General features: G+C 71.6%; 13 protein-coding genes and 1 pseudogene. 8 read left to right on the top strand and 6 right to left on the bottom strand.

The annotated features are described in order from the left end of the window. Positions 1-151 precede the first annotated feature (151 nt). From efeO to ACZ6KY_RS00055, 4 genes are read left to right on the top strand one after another with little or no spacing between them, the layout of a single operon-like run. The gene (gene efeO, locus ACZ6KY_RS00070) at positions 152-1,288 is read left to right on the top strand and encodes an iron uptake system protein EfeO (protein WP_469308016.1); all 1,137 of its coding nucleotides are present in this window, start codon (positions 152-154) and stop codon (positions 1,286-1,288) included. 10 nt (positions 1,289-1,298) lie between these two features. Then, positions 1,299-2,654 (top strand): iron uptake transporter deferrochelatase/peroxidase subunit, encoded by a 1,356-nt coding sequence (gene efeB / locus ACZ6KY_RS00065; RefSeq protein ID WP_469308015.1) that lies wholly within the window; start codon positions 1,299-1,301, stop codon positions 2,652-2,654. Positions 2,655-2,656: 2 nt separating this feature from the next. Next, entirely contained in the window at positions 2,657-3,532 is an 876-nt protein-coding gene (gene efeU, locus ACZ6KY_RS00060) for an iron uptake transporter permease EfeU (RefSeq protein WP_469308014.1), read from the top strand. Further along, positions 3,489-4,532 carry an SCO2278 family lipoprotein gene (locus ACZ6KY_RS00055; RefSeq protein ID WP_469308013.1) on the top strand — a complete coding sequence of 348 codons (1,044 nt, stop codon included), beginning with the start codon at positions 3,489-3,491 and terminating at the stop codon, positions 4,530-4,532. Before efeU ends, ACZ6KY_RS00055 begins: the two co-directional genes overlap by 44 nt. Before the next feature lie 39 nt (positions 4,533-4,571). Here ACZ6KY_RS00055 and ACZ6KY_RS00050 read toward each other — a convergent pair whose 3' ends face one another. Continuing rightward, positions 4,572-5,306 carry a bifunctional DNA primase/polymerase gene (locus ACZ6KY_RS00050; RefSeq protein ID WP_469308012.1) on the bottom strand — a complete coding sequence of 245 codons (735 nt, stop codon included), beginning with the start codon at positions 5,304-5,306 and terminating at the stop codon, positions 4,572-4,574. A 159-nt stretch (positions 5,307-5,465) separates the two neighbouring features. Next, positions 5,466-5,642: pseudogene (locus tag ACZ6KY_RS00045) on the bottom strand (TetR family transcriptional regulator); the annotation flags it as partial. A 207-nt stretch (positions 5,643-5,849) separates the two neighbouring features. Between ACZ6KY_RS00045 and ddaH the strand changes: the two are divergent. Beyond that, the gene (gene ddaH, locus ACZ6KY_RS00040) at positions 5,850-6,683 is read left to right on the top strand and encodes a dimethylargininase (protein WP_469308011.1); all 834 of its coding nucleotides are present in this window, start codon (positions 5,850-5,852) and stop codon (positions 6,681-6,683) included. On the opposite strand, the gene ACZ6KY_RS00035 is transcribed toward ddaH, so the two are convergent. The 3 genes from ACZ6KY_RS00035 to ACZ6KY_RS00025 form a co-directional block, all read right to left on the bottom strand. Beyond that, positions 6,680-7,675: a small ribosomal subunit Rsm22 family protein gene (locus ACZ6KY_RS00035; protein ID WP_469308010.1), complete on the bottom strand. Its 996-nt coding sequence runs from the start codon at positions 7,673-7,675 to the stop codon at positions 6,680-6,682. The genes ddaH and ACZ6KY_RS00035 overlap by 4 nt on opposite strands. A 91-nt stretch (positions 7,676-7,766) precedes the next feature. Continuing rightward, positions 7,767-8,948, bottom strand: a complete 1,182-nt coding sequence (locus tag ACZ6KY_RS00030) for a serine hydrolase domain-containing protein (protein ID WP_469308009.1) — start codon at positions 8,946-8,948, stop codon at positions 7,767-7,769. Continuing rightward, positions 8,894-10,354, bottom strand: coding sequence for a multidrug effflux MFS transporter (locus ACZ6KY_RS00025; RefSeq protein ID WP_469308008.1), 1,461 nt, complete (start codon positions 10,352-10,354; stop codon positions 8,894-8,896). The genes ACZ6KY_RS00030 and ACZ6KY_RS00025 overlap by 55 nt, the downstream gene beginning before the upstream one ends. Positions 10,355-10,435: 81 nt before the next feature. On the opposite strand from ACZ6KY_RS00025, the gene ACZ6KY_RS00020 reads away from it, so the two are divergent. Together ACZ6KY_RS00020 and ACZ6KY_RS00015 are read left to right on the top strand one after the other, a co-directional pair. Continuing rightward, entirely contained in the window at positions 10,436-11,446 is a 1,011-nt protein-coding gene (locus ACZ6KY_RS00020) for a Gfo/Idh/MocA family protein (RefSeq protein WP_469308007.1), read from the top strand. A gap of 122 nt (positions 11,447-11,568) precedes the next feature. After that, a complete protein-coding gene (locus ACZ6KY_RS00015; RefSeq protein WP_469308006.1) occupies positions 11,569-12,354 on the top strand; it encodes an SDR family oxidoreductase in 786 nt (261 codons plus the stop codon). Positions 12,355-12,624: 270 nt separating this feature from the next. Here the strand turns inward: ACZ6KY_RS00015 and ACZ6KY_RS00010 are convergent, their stop codons facing one another. Next, on the bottom strand, positions 12,625-13,833 hold the full coding sequence (locus ACZ6KY_RS00010) for a D-alanyl-D-alanine carboxypeptidase family protein (RefSeq protein ID WP_469308005.1): 1,209 nt from the start codon (positions 13,831-13,833) through the stop codon (positions 12,625-12,627). Between the two features lie 361 nt (positions 13,834-14,194). On the opposite strand from ACZ6KY_RS00010, the gene ACZ6KY_RS00005 reads away from it, so the two are divergent. Further along, positions 14,195-15,667 (top strand): ABC transporter permease, encoded by a 1,473-nt coding sequence (locus tag ACZ6KY_RS00005; RefSeq protein ID WP_469308004.1) that lies wholly within the window; start codon positions 14,195-14,197, stop codon positions 15,665-15,667. The last annotated feature ends 97 nt before the right edge of the window (positions 15,668-15,764 follow it).

Genomic DNA, 15,764 nt, shown 5'->3' with positions numbered 1-15,764 from the left:
CCGTGATCAAGCCGTTCCTGTACGGGATCCGTGAGAGCTGAATCACCGCACGGGTGGGTATCAGTGAGGCAAGCCTCAGATAAGTTAGGCCAGCCTCACCATGCCGAACGGGCCCCGCCGTGCGGCTTGTCCGACTTCTCTTGGAGCCTGAATGCGAGCCGTCCGACTCTCCGTTGTCACCGCTGCCGCCACCGTGGCCGCTCTGGCCGCCGTCACGGGTTGCACCCAGAAGAGCGACGCGAAGAACGGCGACGCGATTCAGGTCACGGCCGCGGACTCCACGTGCGACACCTCGACCAAGACCGTGCCGTCCGGCCAGGTGACGCTGAAGATCGAGAACAAGGGCTCCCAGGCCACCGAGGTCGAGATCGTCTTCCCCGACGACCGGATCGTCTCCGAGAAGGAGAACATCGGCCCCGGCACCAAGTACACGCTGACCGCCGAGGTGAAGGCCGGTTCGTACGAGATCGCCTGCCGCCCGGGGATGAAGGGCCACGGCGTCCGCCAGAAGCTCACCGTGACCGGCGGCAAGGTCGCCAAGCGCGACCCGCGCCTGGACAAGGCCGTCGCCGACTACCGCGCGTGGGCACAGGACGAGGCCGACGCCACGATCCCGAAGGTGAAGACGTTCACCGACGCCATCAAGGCCGGCGACCTCGAAGCCGCCAAGAAGGCCTACGCCCCCTCGCGCGTCGGCTGGGAGAGCACCGAGCCGATCGCCGAGTCGTTCGGTGACATCGACCCCAAGACCGACACCCGCGCCGACGGCCTGGAGAAGGGCCAGAAGTGGACCGGCTGGCACGCGCTGGAGAAGGCCCTCTGGCAGGACAAGAAGATCGGCGCTGAGCAGAAGGCCCTCGCCGACCAGCTCGTCACCGACCTGACCGACTGGCAGAAGCGCGTCGGCAAGGCCGAGATCACCCCGACGTCCATGGCCAACGGAGCCAAGGAACTGCTCGACGAGGTCGCCACCGGCAAGGTCACCGGCGAGGAGGACCGCTACTCGCACACCGACCTCAGCGACTTCAAGGGCAACGTCGACGGCGCGCAGAAGGCGTACGAGCTGCTCAAGCCGGTCGCCGCGGAGAACGACGCGGCGCTGACGACGGAGCTCGACAAGCAGTTCGCCGCGCTGAACAAGCTGCTCGACAAGTACCGGACGGACAAGACCTCGGACGGCTTCGTGTCGTACGACAAGGTCGGCAAGGCCGACCGCAAGGAGCTCTCGGACGCGGTCAACGCGCTCGCCGAGCCCCTTTCCAAGCTCGCCGCCGCCGTCGTGAAGTAGGAGCAACGCCATGACGGACAACCCGGACAGCATGAACGGCACGGACAGCACGGACACCCAGGCCGGCGCGGGCAGTGCTGAGGGCACCGGCGCCGCGCAGGCCACCGGGTCCACCGGCAACGGCTCCGCGCCGACCCGGCGTTCACTGATCGGCTGGGGCGGTGCCGGGCTCGCGCTCGGGGCCGCCGCGGCCGGCGGCGCCGTCGCGATGACCCGGGCCGGCAACGACGTCGACCCGGCCGCCGCCGACACCGGAGCCGCTGTCGCCTTCCACGGCGCACACCAGGCGGGCATCGCCACTCCGGTCCAGGACCGGCTGCACTTCGCCGCGTTCGACGTGAAGACGGACGACCGCGCCGAGTTCGTCCAGCTCCTCAAGGACTGGACGCGGGCCGCCGCCCGGATGACCGCCGGACACACGGTCGGTGAGGGCGCGTACGGCGGTCTGGCCGAGGCCCCGCCGGACGACACCGGCGAGGCCCTGGGCCTCAAGCCCTCGCGGCTGACGCTGACGATCGGCTTCGGTCCGTCGCTGTTCGAGAAGTTCGGTCTCGCGGACCGGCGGCCGGAGGCACTCGTCGACCTGCCCGAGTTCTCGGGCGACAACCTGGACAAGGCCCGCAGCAACGGCGACCTGTGCGTCCAGGCCTGCGCGGACGACCCGCAGGTGGCGGTGCACGCCATCCGCAACCTGGCCCGTATCGGCTTCGGCAAGGTCGCCATCCGCTGGTCGCAGCTCGGCTTCGGCAAGACGTCGTCGACGACCCCGGACGCGCAGACCCCGCGCAACCTGATGGGCTTCAAGGACGGCACCCGCAACATCGCGGGCACCGAGACCGCGCGGCTGGACAGGTTCGTGTGGGCCGACGGGAAGGACGGCGGCACGAACTCGTCCTGGATGAGCGGCGGTTCCTACCTCGTCGCCCGGCGCATCCGGATGAACATCGAGACGTGGGACCGTACTTCGCTCCAGGAGCAGGAGGACGTCTTCGGCCGCGACAAGGGCGAGGGCGCTCCCGCCGGCAAGGCCAAGGAGCACGACAAGCCGTTCCTGAAGGCGATGAAGCCCGACGCGCACGTCCGGCTCGCGCACCCCGACGCCAACCACGGGGTGACGATCCTGCGCCGCGGCTACTCCTTCACGGACGGCACGGACGGTCTCGGCCGGCTCGAAGCGGGCCTGTTCTTCCTCGCCTACCAGCGGGACGTACGCAAGGGGTTCATCCCCCTGCAGCGCAGCCTGTCGCGCTCCGACGCGCTCAACGAGTACATCCAGCACGTGAGTTCGGCGGTCTTCGCCGTCCCGCCCGGCGTCCGGGACAAGGACGACTGGTGGGGCCGGACGCTGTTCTCCAAGGAGGCATAGCCGTGTTCAGCAACTACCTGATCGGTCTCCGCGAGGGACTGGAAGCCAGCCTCGTCGTCTGCATCCTCATCGCCTACCTGGTGAAGACGGAGCGCAGGGACGCCCTGAAGCCGATCTGGATCGGCATCGGCGTCGCCATCGCCGTGGCGCTCGCCTTCGGCTGCCTCCTCGAATTCGGCTCCCAGGAGATGACGTTCCAGGCGCAGGAGGGGCTCGGCGGTTCGCTGTCGATCCTCGCCGTGGGTCTGGTGACGTGGATGGTCTTCTGGATGCGGCGCACCGCCCGGCACCTGAAGTCCGAGCTGCACGGCAAGCTGGACGCGGCGCTCGCCATGGGAACGGGCGCGCTGGTCGCGACGGCGTTCCTGGCGGTCGGCCGGGAGGGCCTGGAGACGGCCCTGTTCGTGTGGGCGTCGGTGCACGCCGCCAGTGACGGCACGCCCCGCCCGCTGATCGGCGTGGCGCTGGGCCTGGCCACCGCGGTCCTGCTCGGCTGGCTCTTCTACCGTGGCGCGCTGAAGATCAACCTCGCCAAGTTCTTCACCTGGACCGGCGGCATGCTGGTCGTCGTCGCCGCGGGCGTGCTCGCGTACGGCGTCCACGACCTCCAGGAGGCCGACTTCATCCCCGGCCTGACGAACCTCGCTTTCGACATCAGCGGCACGATCGATCCGTCGAGCTGGTACGGCACCCTGCTGAAGGGCGTCTTCAACTTCCAGCCCGACCCGACCGTCCTTCAGGTCACGGTGTGGGCGCTGTACTTGGTCCCGACCCTCACGATCTTCCTCGCCCCGGTAGGGTTCGCCTCCGGGAAGGGGAAGGTGAAGGCACCTGATGAGCAGGGATCGCACGGGTCGCAGCCCACGAAGGCCTCGTAGTCCCATCCGTTTCGCGCTGGGCCGCTTCACCTTGGGCCGTTTCTCGCTGGCCGCGGCGACGGTGACCGTCCTGTCGTCGGCGGCGAGCGGCTGCGTGGTGGTGCACGGCGAACGAGAGGTCGTGCCGGCGGCGACCCGCGCCGAAGCCGCCCGCGCGCTCAGGGACTTCACCGTCGCCTACAACAAGGCGGACGCGACGTACGACCGTTCCAAGGACGCGGACCGGGTTGCCGGTCCGCTCGCGGACATCGACGGCGCCAAGCTGAAGGCCGGGCGTACGAACAACCCGGCCGGGAATCCCGCGCATTCGGCGCTGGAGTTCGGCGACGCCGAGTTCTCGATCCCCGCGAAGGCCGGCTGGCCGCGCTGGTTCGTGGCGAACGCGACGGCCAACAAGGGCGCGCCGGGCAGCCGTTGGCTGCTCGTCTTCACCCGGGGCAGCGCCGGCGAACTGTGGCAGGCCTCGTATCTCACGGTCCTCGGGGCCGGTGACGTGCCGAAGTTCGCGAAGGACAACGGCGGCTGGGCACAGCCGGTCACGGCCGACGACCCGGCGCTCGCGATCGAGCCGGAGAAGCTCGGCCGGTCGTACGCGGCCTATCTGAAGGCAGGCGGTGACGCCTTCGCCGCGGGCGTCCACACCTCGCAGTGGCGGGCCCAGCGCGAGAAGTTCGCCAGCAAGCCCGGCCTCGCCAGGCAGTACATCGACCAGCCGCTGACCTCGGGCGACTACGCGCCGGTGGGTCTGCGCACCGCGGACGGCGGGGCGCTGGTGTTCTTCGCCACGCACCGGTACGAGAAGGAGACCGCCGCCGAGGGCATCGGGATCCCCTCTCCCGGCGCGGACGTGCGGGCCTTGACGACCGGCGAGATCAAGCAGTCCCTCACCCTGGAGTTCGTCTCCAACCAGGTCGTCCTGGACCCGCTGAAGGGTTCCGGCGCGGGCCAGGTGTCCGTCCTCGGACGGATCGAGGGTCTGACGGGAGCCGAGGGCGAGTAGCCCGGCGCGGCCCTCCCGGGCCGCCGGCCGGGTGGGTCCTCAGCCCCGGTGGGGCCAGGCGGCGAGCTGGTCCGCGCCGTTCTCACCGGCGTAGCGGGCGCATTCGTCGGTCAGGATCTCCAGGAGGGTGAGCGGGTCCGGCAGCGGATGCTCGGGGCCGCGCACCCAGTCGACGCTCAGACCGCCGGGAAGCTGGGCCGGCGGCACGAGGACGTACGAACCGCGGCAGTGCCAGCGGAAGCCGGGGTGCTCGTCCATCGTCTCGGGGTGGCAGTCCAGCTCGCAGGGCCACCACTCGTCCTCGTCCTCGGGCGTACCGCGGGTGAGGGTGAAGAACAGCATGCGTCCGTCGCCGGTCTCCGCGACGGGTCCGACCTCGATGTCGGAGGCCAGTATCCGCTCCAGCGCCTCGCGCCCGGCGTCCAGCGGCACGTCCAGCACGTCGTGCACCATGCCGGTCGCGGTGATGAAGTTCGCCTTCGGCTGGTGCCTGGCCCAGCGCTCGATCTGCGCTCGGTCGGTCGTCGACTGTGTCTGCCAGGCGAAGGAGACGGGGTGGCGCGCGGGGGTGGGGCAGCCGACGCGGTCACAGGAACAGCGGTAGCCGGAGGGGTACGCGGCCTGCGCGAGCGGCAGCCCCGCGGCCGCGGCGGCGAGCAGCAGGGCCTCACGCCCGTCGGCGGATGTCTCCGCGGGGGCTTTGGGCCGGCGTCCGCGCAGCCACTTCGAGATCCTGCCCTGCGTGCCGGAGCGGCGGCCGAACTCTGCGCTCATCTATCCCCTCGCCTCGCCGTAGTGCACTCGTCCTTGCCCCATGGTCCCACCATCCTGCGCCCCGGGTGGCCGGAGCCGACAACCGGGGTAGGTGGGGCGATGCGTTCGCCAGGCCCTGATCAGGTGTTATTACATGATGTGAGGAGATTTCTTCACCCCTCAGCGGGGCGCGAGACCGTGCGGGGCGTAGTCGACGGGCGTGTCCGTGTAGTCGTACGGGATCGGGGCCGTGCGCTGGAGCCAGCACTGGGCGAGCGGGGACACGAACAGCTCCAGGACGATCCGGGGGTCGGCGTCCCGGCGTACGTCGTCCCTGGTCCGCGCCGCACGCAGCCGCCGATGGTGCTGCCGCCCGGCTCGAACCATCTCGCCCTGTTGGGCCCGCTCGGCGGAAGCCGGGGCTCATGGGTGCCGGGGCCGATGGGCGCCGGCCCCGGCGAAGGCCAGGGCCGGTGGACACGGCCCGCATGCCTCCCGCTCCCGGGGCCGTACGCACCGCACCATGAGCATCAACTGCCCCTGCGGTTGCGTAAGGAGTCCTCCTTGCACCCTCTTCGTCGTGCCACGCCCCGGCGTTACCTCATGTGCCCACCGGTGCACTTCGACGTCACGTACGCGATCAATCCGTGGATGGACCCCGCCAAGCCGGTCGACGTGCCGCTGGCCCTCGCCCAGTGGGAGGACCTGCGGGACCGCTACCGCTCCCTCGGCCACTCGGTCGAGGAACTCACCCCCCGGCCGGGTCTGCCGGACATGGTCTTCGCGGCGAACGGCGCGACGGTCGTGGACGGCAGGGTGCTGGGTGCCCGGTTCGCGTACCCGCAGCGCGAGGCGGAGGCTGCGGCGCACCTGGAGTGGTTCCGTGCCCGCGGCTTCGGGCAGATCCGCGAACCGGCGCACATCAACGAGGGTGAGGGCGACTTCGTCGTCACGGGGTCGTACCTGCTCGCGGGCCGCGGCTTTCGCGCGAGCCCTCTCTCGCACGGGGAGGCGCAGGAGTTCTTCGGCCGCCCGGTGATCGGCCTGGACCTGGCCGACCCGCGCTACTACCACCTCGACACGGCCCTGGCCGTCCTGGACGACACGACGGACGACGTCATGTACTACCCGCCGGCGTTCTCCCCGGGCAGCCGCGAGGTCCTGCGCCGGCTGTTCCCGGACGCGCTGACCGCCGAGGCGGAGGACGCCGCCGCGCTGGGCCTCAACGCGGTCTCGGACGGTCTGCACGTGCTGTTGCCGCAGGAGGCGACGGGCCTGTTCGACCCGCTGAGGGAGCGCGGCTTCGTCCCCGTCGGAGTCGACCTCGGCGAGCTCCTCAAGGGCGGCGGAAGCGTGAAGTGCTGCACCCAGGAGCTGCGGGGCCCGGCCGGGGCCTAGGGGGTGCCCCCGGGCGGCGGCCAGGCGTCGCCCCACTCCGCGTCGCGGGCCGCCTTGTACAGCGGTCCGTGGCGCTTGGTCACCGTCTCCCGGCGCAGCGCCTCGTCCGGCTCGCACAGGTCGAGCAGGACCTGTCCCTTGCGGATCTGCGGCTTGCGCACGATGCGGGAGGGCGCCGGGGCGGGCGGGAAGCGGGTCGCGGCGACGTAGCTGAACTTCTCGTCCTCGTAGGGCAGGGAACCGCCCTTGACCTGGCGGTGCAGGGAGGAACGGGCGACCCGCGCGGAGAAGTGGCACCAGTCCTGGCCGGGGACGATGGGGCAGGCCGCGCTGTGCGGGCAGGGCGCGGCGATGTGGAATCCGGCGCCGATCAGACGCTCGCGGGCGGCGAGGACCCGGGTGTAGCCGTCGGGAGTGCCGGGCTCGATGATCACGACGGCCTGGGCGGCGCTCGCGGCGGCGTCCACGACCGAGACACGGTCGGCGTCGGTCAGCTCACCGAGAACGTAGGAGACGGTGACGAGATCAGTGCTCTCGATGGTGAGCGCCGCTCCGATACGAGAGCGCTGCCATGTCACGCCCTCCAGTTCCGGGTTGGCGGCGGCGATCTCCCGGCCGAGCGCGAGAGCGGGCTCGGCCCAGTCGAGCACGGTCACCGGGCGGGTGCCCTCCCAGGTCGCGTTCACCGCCCAGGTGGCCGCGCCGGTGCCGCCGCCGACGTCCACATGGCTCCCCGGCGCCCAGCCGGGCACCGCGTCCGCGAACGCCTCCAGCGAGGCGCACACCGCCTCGAACGTCGCGGGCATCCGGTACGCGGCGTACGCGGCCACGTCCGAGCGGTCCCGCAGGATCGGGGCGTGGGTCGGGGTGGTCCCCCGGTAGTTCACGATCAGCCGCTCGACCGCCTGCGCGGCGGACTTCGGCGGCAGACCGTCGAGGAGCCCGGCGAGGGCACCGCGCAGGGTGTCGGCGGGGGGTACGGGGACGTTCACGGCCCGATTCTCTCAGGTACCCCGCACGGCCCGTACCCACGAGGCGATCCCTCAGGTGCCCCGCACCGCCCCCAGCCGGGCAGGCCGTCTCTCAGGTGCCCCGCACCGCCCGTCGCAGCCGGGTGGCCGCTGCCGCGCGGGGCGCGTTGTCCGCCGGTCGGCGCCGGGGGTGGACCGTGTTGGCGAGCAGCACCAGGAACGTGTCCGTCGCCGGGTCGAGGACCAGGGACGTACCGGTGAACCCCGTATGACCGGCCGCGCCGTGGCCCGCGAGGGTGCCCATGAACCAGGGCTGGTCGAGGGCGAATCCGAGGCCGGGCGGGGTGAGGAGGAGTTCGACGAAGTCGGGGCCGAGAATGCGGGCGGGACCGTACGAGCCGCCCGCGAGCAGGGTGCGGCAGAACACGGCCAGGTCGCGCCCGGTGGAGAAGAGGCCCGCGTGACCGGCCACCCCGCCGAGCGCGAAGGCGTTCTCGTCGTGCACCACGCCCCGCAGCATGCCCCGGTCCGCCTTGGCCCACGACCGCCGCTGGTCCTCCGTGGCCGCCGCGCCGGGGCAGGGTCCGAAGGTGGTGGCGTTCATCCCGAGCGGGCGGGTGATGCCGTCCCGGACGAGGACGTCGAGCCCCCGGCCGGTGATGCGTTCCAGCACGTACTGCAGGAGGATCAGGTTGATGTCGGAGTACCGGTACTCGCCCGGTTCGGACGAGGGGGCCTCCGCCCGCAGCAGCGCCAGCCGGGCCGCGTCGTCCGGGCAGTCGTAGAGCGGGAGTTCGGGGCGCAGCCCGGAGGTGTGGGTGAGCAACTGCCGTACGGTGATGCCGTGTTCGCGGGCCGCGCGGAACTCCGGCAGATACGCGCCGACCCGCGCCTCGATGCCCAGCGTGCCGCGCTCCAGTTGCTGCACCGCGGCGACCGCCGTGAACAGCTTGGTGAGGGAGGCCAGGTCGAAGGGCGTGTGCACGGTGACCGGCACCCGCGCTCCCGGCGGCAGTTCGACCCCGGTGCCCTTCTCCTCGTCGTACGACGCGTAGCGCACCGCCCACCCCGCCGCCTCCTCGACGGCGATGACCGGGCCCCGCCCCGCGACCACGACGACGCCCGCCGCCCAGGGGTCGGCGCCGCGGGTGAGGGCGCGGACCTCCTGGACGAGCTGCCGCAGTTCAGCGGTGTCGAGTCCGGCCCGTTCCGGTGTACCGGAACGCAGTCTTGGCGCGCTCAGCTCTCCGCCGCCTTTCCGTCCGCAGTGCGTCCCGTCAGCCGGGGACGGCACAGTCCCACGAAGCAGGCGACGGCTACCAGTGCCGCGGCCAGTTGGACGACGGCCATCGGGACGGCGGTGTGCTCCCCGGCGATGCCGACGAGCGGTGAGGCGACCGCGCCGATGAGGAAGGAGGAGGTGCCGAGCAGCGCGGAGGCGGAACCGGCCGCGTGCCGCACGCGCATGAGGGCGAGCGCCTGGGTGTTGGGCAGGGCGAGGCCCATGGCGGACATCAGCACGAAGAGCGCGGCGGCCACCGGTGCGAGGCCGACCGGGCCGAGGACGCCGGTGGACATGAGGAGCAGCGCGGTCGCGGCGAGGACGACGAGCGCGAGGCCGACGGCGAGGACCTTCTCGAGGGCGACCCGGCCGACGAGCAGCTTGCCGTTGATCTGCCCGGCGATCACCAGGCCGACGGAGTTCACGCCGAAGAGCAGGCTGAAGGTCTGCGGGGAGGCACCGTAAAGCTCCTGGATCACGAACGGGGAGGCCGAGATGTAGGCGAAGAGGGCGGCGAAGGTGAAGCCGCCCGCGAGCATGTACCCGGCGAAGGCGCGGTCGGCGAGCAGTCCGCGCATGGCGCGCAGTGCCTCGCCGACGCCGCCGCCGTGCCGGTCCTCCGGCCGGAGGGTCTCGGGCAGCTTCGCCCACACGACGGCCGTCAGCACGAGGCCGACGGCGGTGAGGACCACGAACACGCCCCGCCAGTCGGTGACGCGCAGGATCTGTCCGCCGATGAGCGGCGCGACGACCGGGGCGACGCCGGAGATCAGCATGAGCGTGGAGAAGAAGCGGGCCATCGCCACGCCGTCGTAGAGGTCGCGGACGACGGCGCGGGCGATCACGATCCCGGCCGCGCCCGCGAGACCCTGGACGAGGCGGAACGCGACGAGCAGGCCGATGCCGGGTGCGAGGGCGCACAGCACGGTGGCGACGACGTAGACGGAGAGCCCGGCGAGCAACGGGCGTCTGCGGCCCCATCTGTCGCTCATCGGCCCGACGACGAGCTGCCCGAGCGCCATGCCCGCGAGGCACGCGGTGAGCGTGAGCTGCACGGTGGCGGCGGGCGCGTGCAGTGATCCGGTGACCTCCGGCAGCGAGGGGAGGTACATGTCCATCGCGAGCGGGGGTGTGGCGGTGAGCCCGCCGAGGACGAGGGTGACGAGGAGTCCGGTACGGCCCGGGGCACCGGGACGGGTGGCCGGCCGTGACGCGGCGCCGGACGCCGGCCGTGACGGAGAGCCGGACGCCGGCAGCGGCACGGAGCCCGGTGCCGGTCGCGGCAGGGCCCCGGGCGCCGGTTCGGATGCCCGCCGGGCGGCCTCGGCGACCGACGTCGTGGTGTCGGTGGCTTCCGCGTTCGGTATGTGCCCTCGCGGGCCTTCCTGGTCCCGCGCGATGCGGCCCCGCTCGGGCATGTGCCCCCCTCTCCCGAAGATGCGCCCCCTATGCTCTCAGTTCGAACAGCGTGTTCGGGATCACGGATCAAGGGGCGGACCATGACGGGCGAGCGCGAACGCGTGCGGTGGGGGATTCTGGCGACCGGCGGGATCGCCGCGGCGTTCACGGCGGACCTGGTGGACATGCCGGACGCCGAGGTCGTGGCCGTCGCCTCCCGGACGGACGCCTCGGCGAAGGCGTTCGCGGAACGGTTCGGAATCCCGCGGGCGTACGGGGACTGGGCGTCGCTCGCGGCGGACGCGGACGTCGACATCGTGTACGTCGCCACTCCGCACTCGGCGCACCGGGTGGCCGCCGGGATGTGCCTGGAGGCGGGGCGCCACGTGCTGTGCGAGAAGGCGTTCACACTGAACGCGCGGGAGGCCGGGGAACTGGTCGCGCTCGCCGGACGGCACGACCGGTTCCTGATGGAGGCCATGTGGATGTACTGCAATCCGCTGGTCGGGCGACTGAAGGCGCTCGTCGACGACGGCGTGATCGGTGAAGTGCGCACGGTGCAGGCCGACTTCGGTCTCGCGGGGCCGTTCCCGCCCTCGCACCGGCTGCGGGACCCGGCACAGGGCGGCGGCGCGCTGCTCGATCTCGGCGTCTATCCGGTGTCGTTCGCGCAGTTGCTGCTCGGGGAGCCCTCGGACATCGTTGCGAGAGCAGTGCTCTCCGACGAGGGCGTCGATCTCCAGACGGGTGCACTGCTCTCCTGGGAGAGCGGCGCTCTCGCTTCGGTGCACTGCTCCATCAACGGTGGCACCCCCGTCGCCGCCTCCGTCACCGGCTCCGCGGGCCGCATCGACATCCCGGACGGTTTCTTCTTCCCGGACCACTTCGTCCTGCACCGCGACGGCCGCGAGCCGGAGATCTTCCGCGCCGACCCCGCGTCGGGTCCCCGCAACAGCCTCAAGCACGAGGCCGCCGAGGTGATGCGGGCCCTGCGCGCCGGCGAGACCGAGTCCCCGCTCGTCCCGCTCGACGGCACCCTCGCCGTGATGCGCACGCTCGACACGATCCGGGACCGCATCGGCGTCCGCTACCCCGGCGAGGCGAACGCGTAGGACGCCGGGCCGGCTCAAGTCCCTTGTTTCCGGCCCCGGTCGAGGGACAGTTCACGTCCGGAGCCGGGCCTTCACGTCCGGATGCCGGACCCGCCGGTCCCCCTCCCCTACGCTGCGGGCCCATGAACGCCATGAATCCCCCGCAGCCCCCGCACCCCCCGGAGACGAAGATCGCGGTGGTGACCGGGGCGGGCTCCGGCATCGGCCGCGCGGTGGCCGCCGAACTGCTGCGCACCGGCTGGTCGGTGGCGCTCGCCGGACGCCGGGCCGAGACCCTGGAGGAGACGGCGGCCCTCGTGCCCGAGGGCCCCTCGATCGCCGTACGCACGGATGTGTCGCGCCCCGACGAGGTGGCGGCCCTGTTCACCGCCGCGCACGACCGGTTCGGGCGGCTCGACCTGCTGTTCAACAACGCCGGGACGTTCGGCCCCGGCGGTGTGCCGCTCGAAGAGCTGCCGTACGAGGCCTGGCGGCACGTCGTCGACACCAATCTGAACGGCGCGTTCCTGTGCGCGCAGGCGGCGTACCGGCGGATGAAGGACCAGGACCCGCAGGGCGGCCGGATCATCAACAACGGCTCGATCTCGGCGCACACACCCCGCCCGCGGTCGATCGCGTACACCGCGACCAAGCACGCGCTGACGGGCCTGACCAAGTCGCTGTCCCTGGACGGGCGTCCGTACCGGATCGCCTGTGGGCAGATCGACATCGGGAACGCGGCCACCGACATGACCGAGCGGATGCGGACCGGGACGCTCCAGGCGAACGGCGAACTGGCGGTCGAACCCGTGATGGATGTGGCCGACGTGGCGCGCACGGTACGGCACATGGCCGAGCTGCCGCTGGAGGCGAACGTGCAGTTCGCGACGGTACTGGCCACGGCCATGCCCTACGTCGGACGCGGCTGATACATACGTAGGGCAAGCGCCCGTGGTTCACCAAGAACGGGTAAACGACCCGATCCACACAAACGGAAGCTGAATCTCCGGACCATATAAGCCGTTGGTGCGCTTATGCTCAGCATCTCCCCCACCAGAGCTTCACACTTGGAGCACGAGACTTCGGTACGACCACGGTCCACACCGAGGGGGGAGGTGGCAGTCGCTCCGCGGCCCGGGAGGGGGCGGACCTCGCGCGGGACCGCGAGGTGTGCACCGGACCGCGGAGCGACAGCCCCGTCATCGGCGCCGACGGCGGCCCTTCGCCTCGGCCGGCTGCCCGGCGGCTTCCTCGGCGGCTTCCTCGGCGGACCGGCGTCCGCGGTTGCGCAGCGCGAGCGCGCCGCCCGCCAGGAGCGCGACCGCCGCCCCGGCCCCGCCGACCAGTCCCCACGGCGCGCCGTCCGACGTGGAAGCCTCGGCCGAGGCCGGAGCGCCCGCCGCGCCCTTAGCCGGCTTCCGCGTGGGCTTCGCGCTCGCGCCGCCCGCGCTGAGCGGATCGACGAGCGTGCCGACCGGCCCGGCGTGCGCGCCCTTCCCGAATGCCCAGTCGAGGAGCTGGGCCGTCTCCTCGTAGACGCCGCTGCCGCCGCTCTTCGGGTGCATCACCGTGACGAGCAGGGTCCGTCCGTCGCGGGTCGCCGCGCCGGTGAAGGTGTTGCCGGCGTGGCTGGTGTAGCCGTTCTTCACGCCGATCAGGCCGTCGTACGGCCGCACGCCCCACGCGCCCGTCAGCAGGCGGTCGGTGTTCTGGATCTGGAAGGTCTTCTTGCCTCCGGCCGGGAAGTCCGCGGTCTTCGTCGAGCAGTAGCCGCGGAAGTCGGCGTCCGCGAGACCGCGCCGGGCGAAGAGCGTCAGGTCGTACGCGGACGACAGCTGGCCAGGGTGGTCGAAGCCGTCGGGGCTGACCACATGGGTGTCCAGGGCCTGCAGGTCCTTCGCCAGGGCCTGCATCTCGGCGACCGTGGCCGCGATGCCGCCGTTCATGTGGCTGAGCACGTGCACCGCGTCGTTGCCGGAGCGCAGGAAGACGCCCTGCCACAGCTGCTCGACGGTGTAGGTGATGCCGGGCTTCACCCCGACCATGCTGGAGCCCGAGGGGACGTCGGCGAGGTCGGCGTCGACCACCTTGTACGTCTGGGCGCGCTCGAACTTCTTCAGCACGGCGTCCGCGAAGAGCATCTTCAGGGTGGAGGCGGGCGGGAGACGCAGGTGCGCGTTGTACGAGGCGAGCACCTCGCCGCTCGTGTGGTCCGCGACCAGCCAGGAGCGGGCGGTGAGCCGCTTGGGCAGCCCTGGCCCGCCGCTCACCTGGATCCCGGCGCGGGCCAGTCTCGCGCCGCCGATCGTCGTCGTGGCGTACGCGGTCGTGGCCGTCGCGGCGGCGAGGGGTACGGCGGCGGCGAGGCCCAGAGCGGCACGACGGGAGAGCCCGGAAGAATCACGCATCCCGGGACCGTACAAAGTCTCTTCGAGAGCGTTGACAGCGGGGTGTCAAAGAGAAGGAACGCCGATTCCAAAGCGGCGGCAAAACAGGGCGCGCGGGCGCGGGCCCGCCCCGTCGGCACCGTCCGCCGTCCCACCGGGAGACGCGCGTGAGGCGGGCCCGCCGATCTCCGCCGCGAGGCCACTCAACAGGTGTTTCCTGGCAATGAGCCCTTGAAAGCCTGGGAACAGGCTGTCTGACCCAATATTGATTCCGAGGTCCGGATTCTCAGCCCTCACACATCTCTTACTCAGCCCGGCTCAAAGGTTCCTTCATAGCTTGTGGCCGCGCCCACTGGGGCGCCAAGAACCTTTGAGGAACGGGATGTTTGGCATCTATCTCAAGCGTGAGCTGAGCCGGCGCAAGAAGGCGGCGCTGGTGATCGCCCTGGGTCTGGCGCTCGGAATCGCGCTGGTCATCACCGTCAACTCGGTGTCGGCCGGCATGCAGCAGGCCCAGGGCAAGGTCCTGAAGTCGCTGTACGGGCTCGGCACGGACATGACGGTCACCAAGGCCCGGACGGCTCCGACGGGCAGCTCCTCGGGCCGCCCGAAGTTCGATTTCGACGCCAAGTCGAGCAGCAGCAAGACACAGAGCTCGGACCGGGTGATGACCCAGGGCGGACAGTCCCTGAAGTCCTCGCTCGTCACCGAGGTCGCCGCGCAGAAGGGCGTGTCGAGCGCGGTGGGCGCGCTGAGCCTGAACGTCACCAAGGTCAACGGCTCCTTCACCCAGGGCAAGGCGAAGTCCACGACGTCGAGCTCCGGCCAGCAGGGCGGACCCGGCGGCCAGAACGGCGGCGGCAGCACCGGTGCGCCACAGGTGCAGGGCGGCGGCGCCTCCTTCGACGTGAACTCGTACTCCGTCGCGGGCGTCGACGTGACCCACCAGGACCTCGGTCCGCTGGCCACCTCGAAGGTCACCACGGGCAGGACGTTCACGGCCGCGCAGACGTCCGCGAAGGTCGCGGTGCTCAGCAAGTCGTACGCCAAGCAGAACAAGTACACGGTCGGCAAGACCTTCAAGATCTCCGGCACCGAGTACACGGTCATCGGCATCGCGACGCCCGACAGCAGCGAGTCGACCACCGACGTCTACCTGCCGCTGAAGCAGGCCCAGACACTCGGTGACGCGAAGAACAAGGTCACCACGATCTACGTCAAGGCGACCGACTCGAAGCAGATCGCCACGGTCAAGGCGACCATCCAGAAGAACATCTCCGGCACGACCGTCACCACCTCCGCCGACCTCGCGAGCACCGTCTCCGGCTCGCTGTCGACCGCCTCGAACCTCGCGACGAGCGTCGGCAAGTGGCTCTCCATCGCGGTCCTGATCGCCGCGTTCCTGGTCGCGGCGCTGCTCACCTCCTCCGCCGTCTCCCGCCGGGTGCGCGAGTTCGGCACCCTGAAGGCACTCGGCTGGCCGTCCCGCAAGGTCACCCGGCAGGTCGTCGGCGAGTCGATCGTGAACGGACTGCTCGGCGGCGTGCTCGGTATCGCGCTGGGTCTCGGCGCGGCCTACACCGTCACCGCGATCAGCCCGAAGCTGACGGCGGAGCTCGGCTCCACCGGCGGCGGTGGCGGCATGGGCGGCGGCCCCGGTGGCGGCGGTCCCGGCCAGCAGGCGGCCTCCGCGGCCAAGAACACCATCGACATCGCCCTCACCGCGCCGGTCTCGTTGACCACCATCGCGCTCGCCGCGGGCCTGGCCATCACCGGCGGTCTGATCGCCGGCGCGATGGGCGGCTGGCGCGCCTCCCGGATGCGCCCGGCGGACGCGCTCCGCAGCGTCTCGTAACCCGCCCCCTGGCCACACCCCTTGAGCCGGGGGGGGGGGGGGGGGGGGGGGGGGGGGGGGGGGGGCCGGATAACCTGCGGGTGCGGGTGAGGGTGTA

Source organism: Streptomyces sp. NPDC042002, from assembly GCF_055588305.1.
Note: the sequence above shows the minus strand (reverse complement) of the source record. Positions and strands in the feature narration are given on the sequence as shown.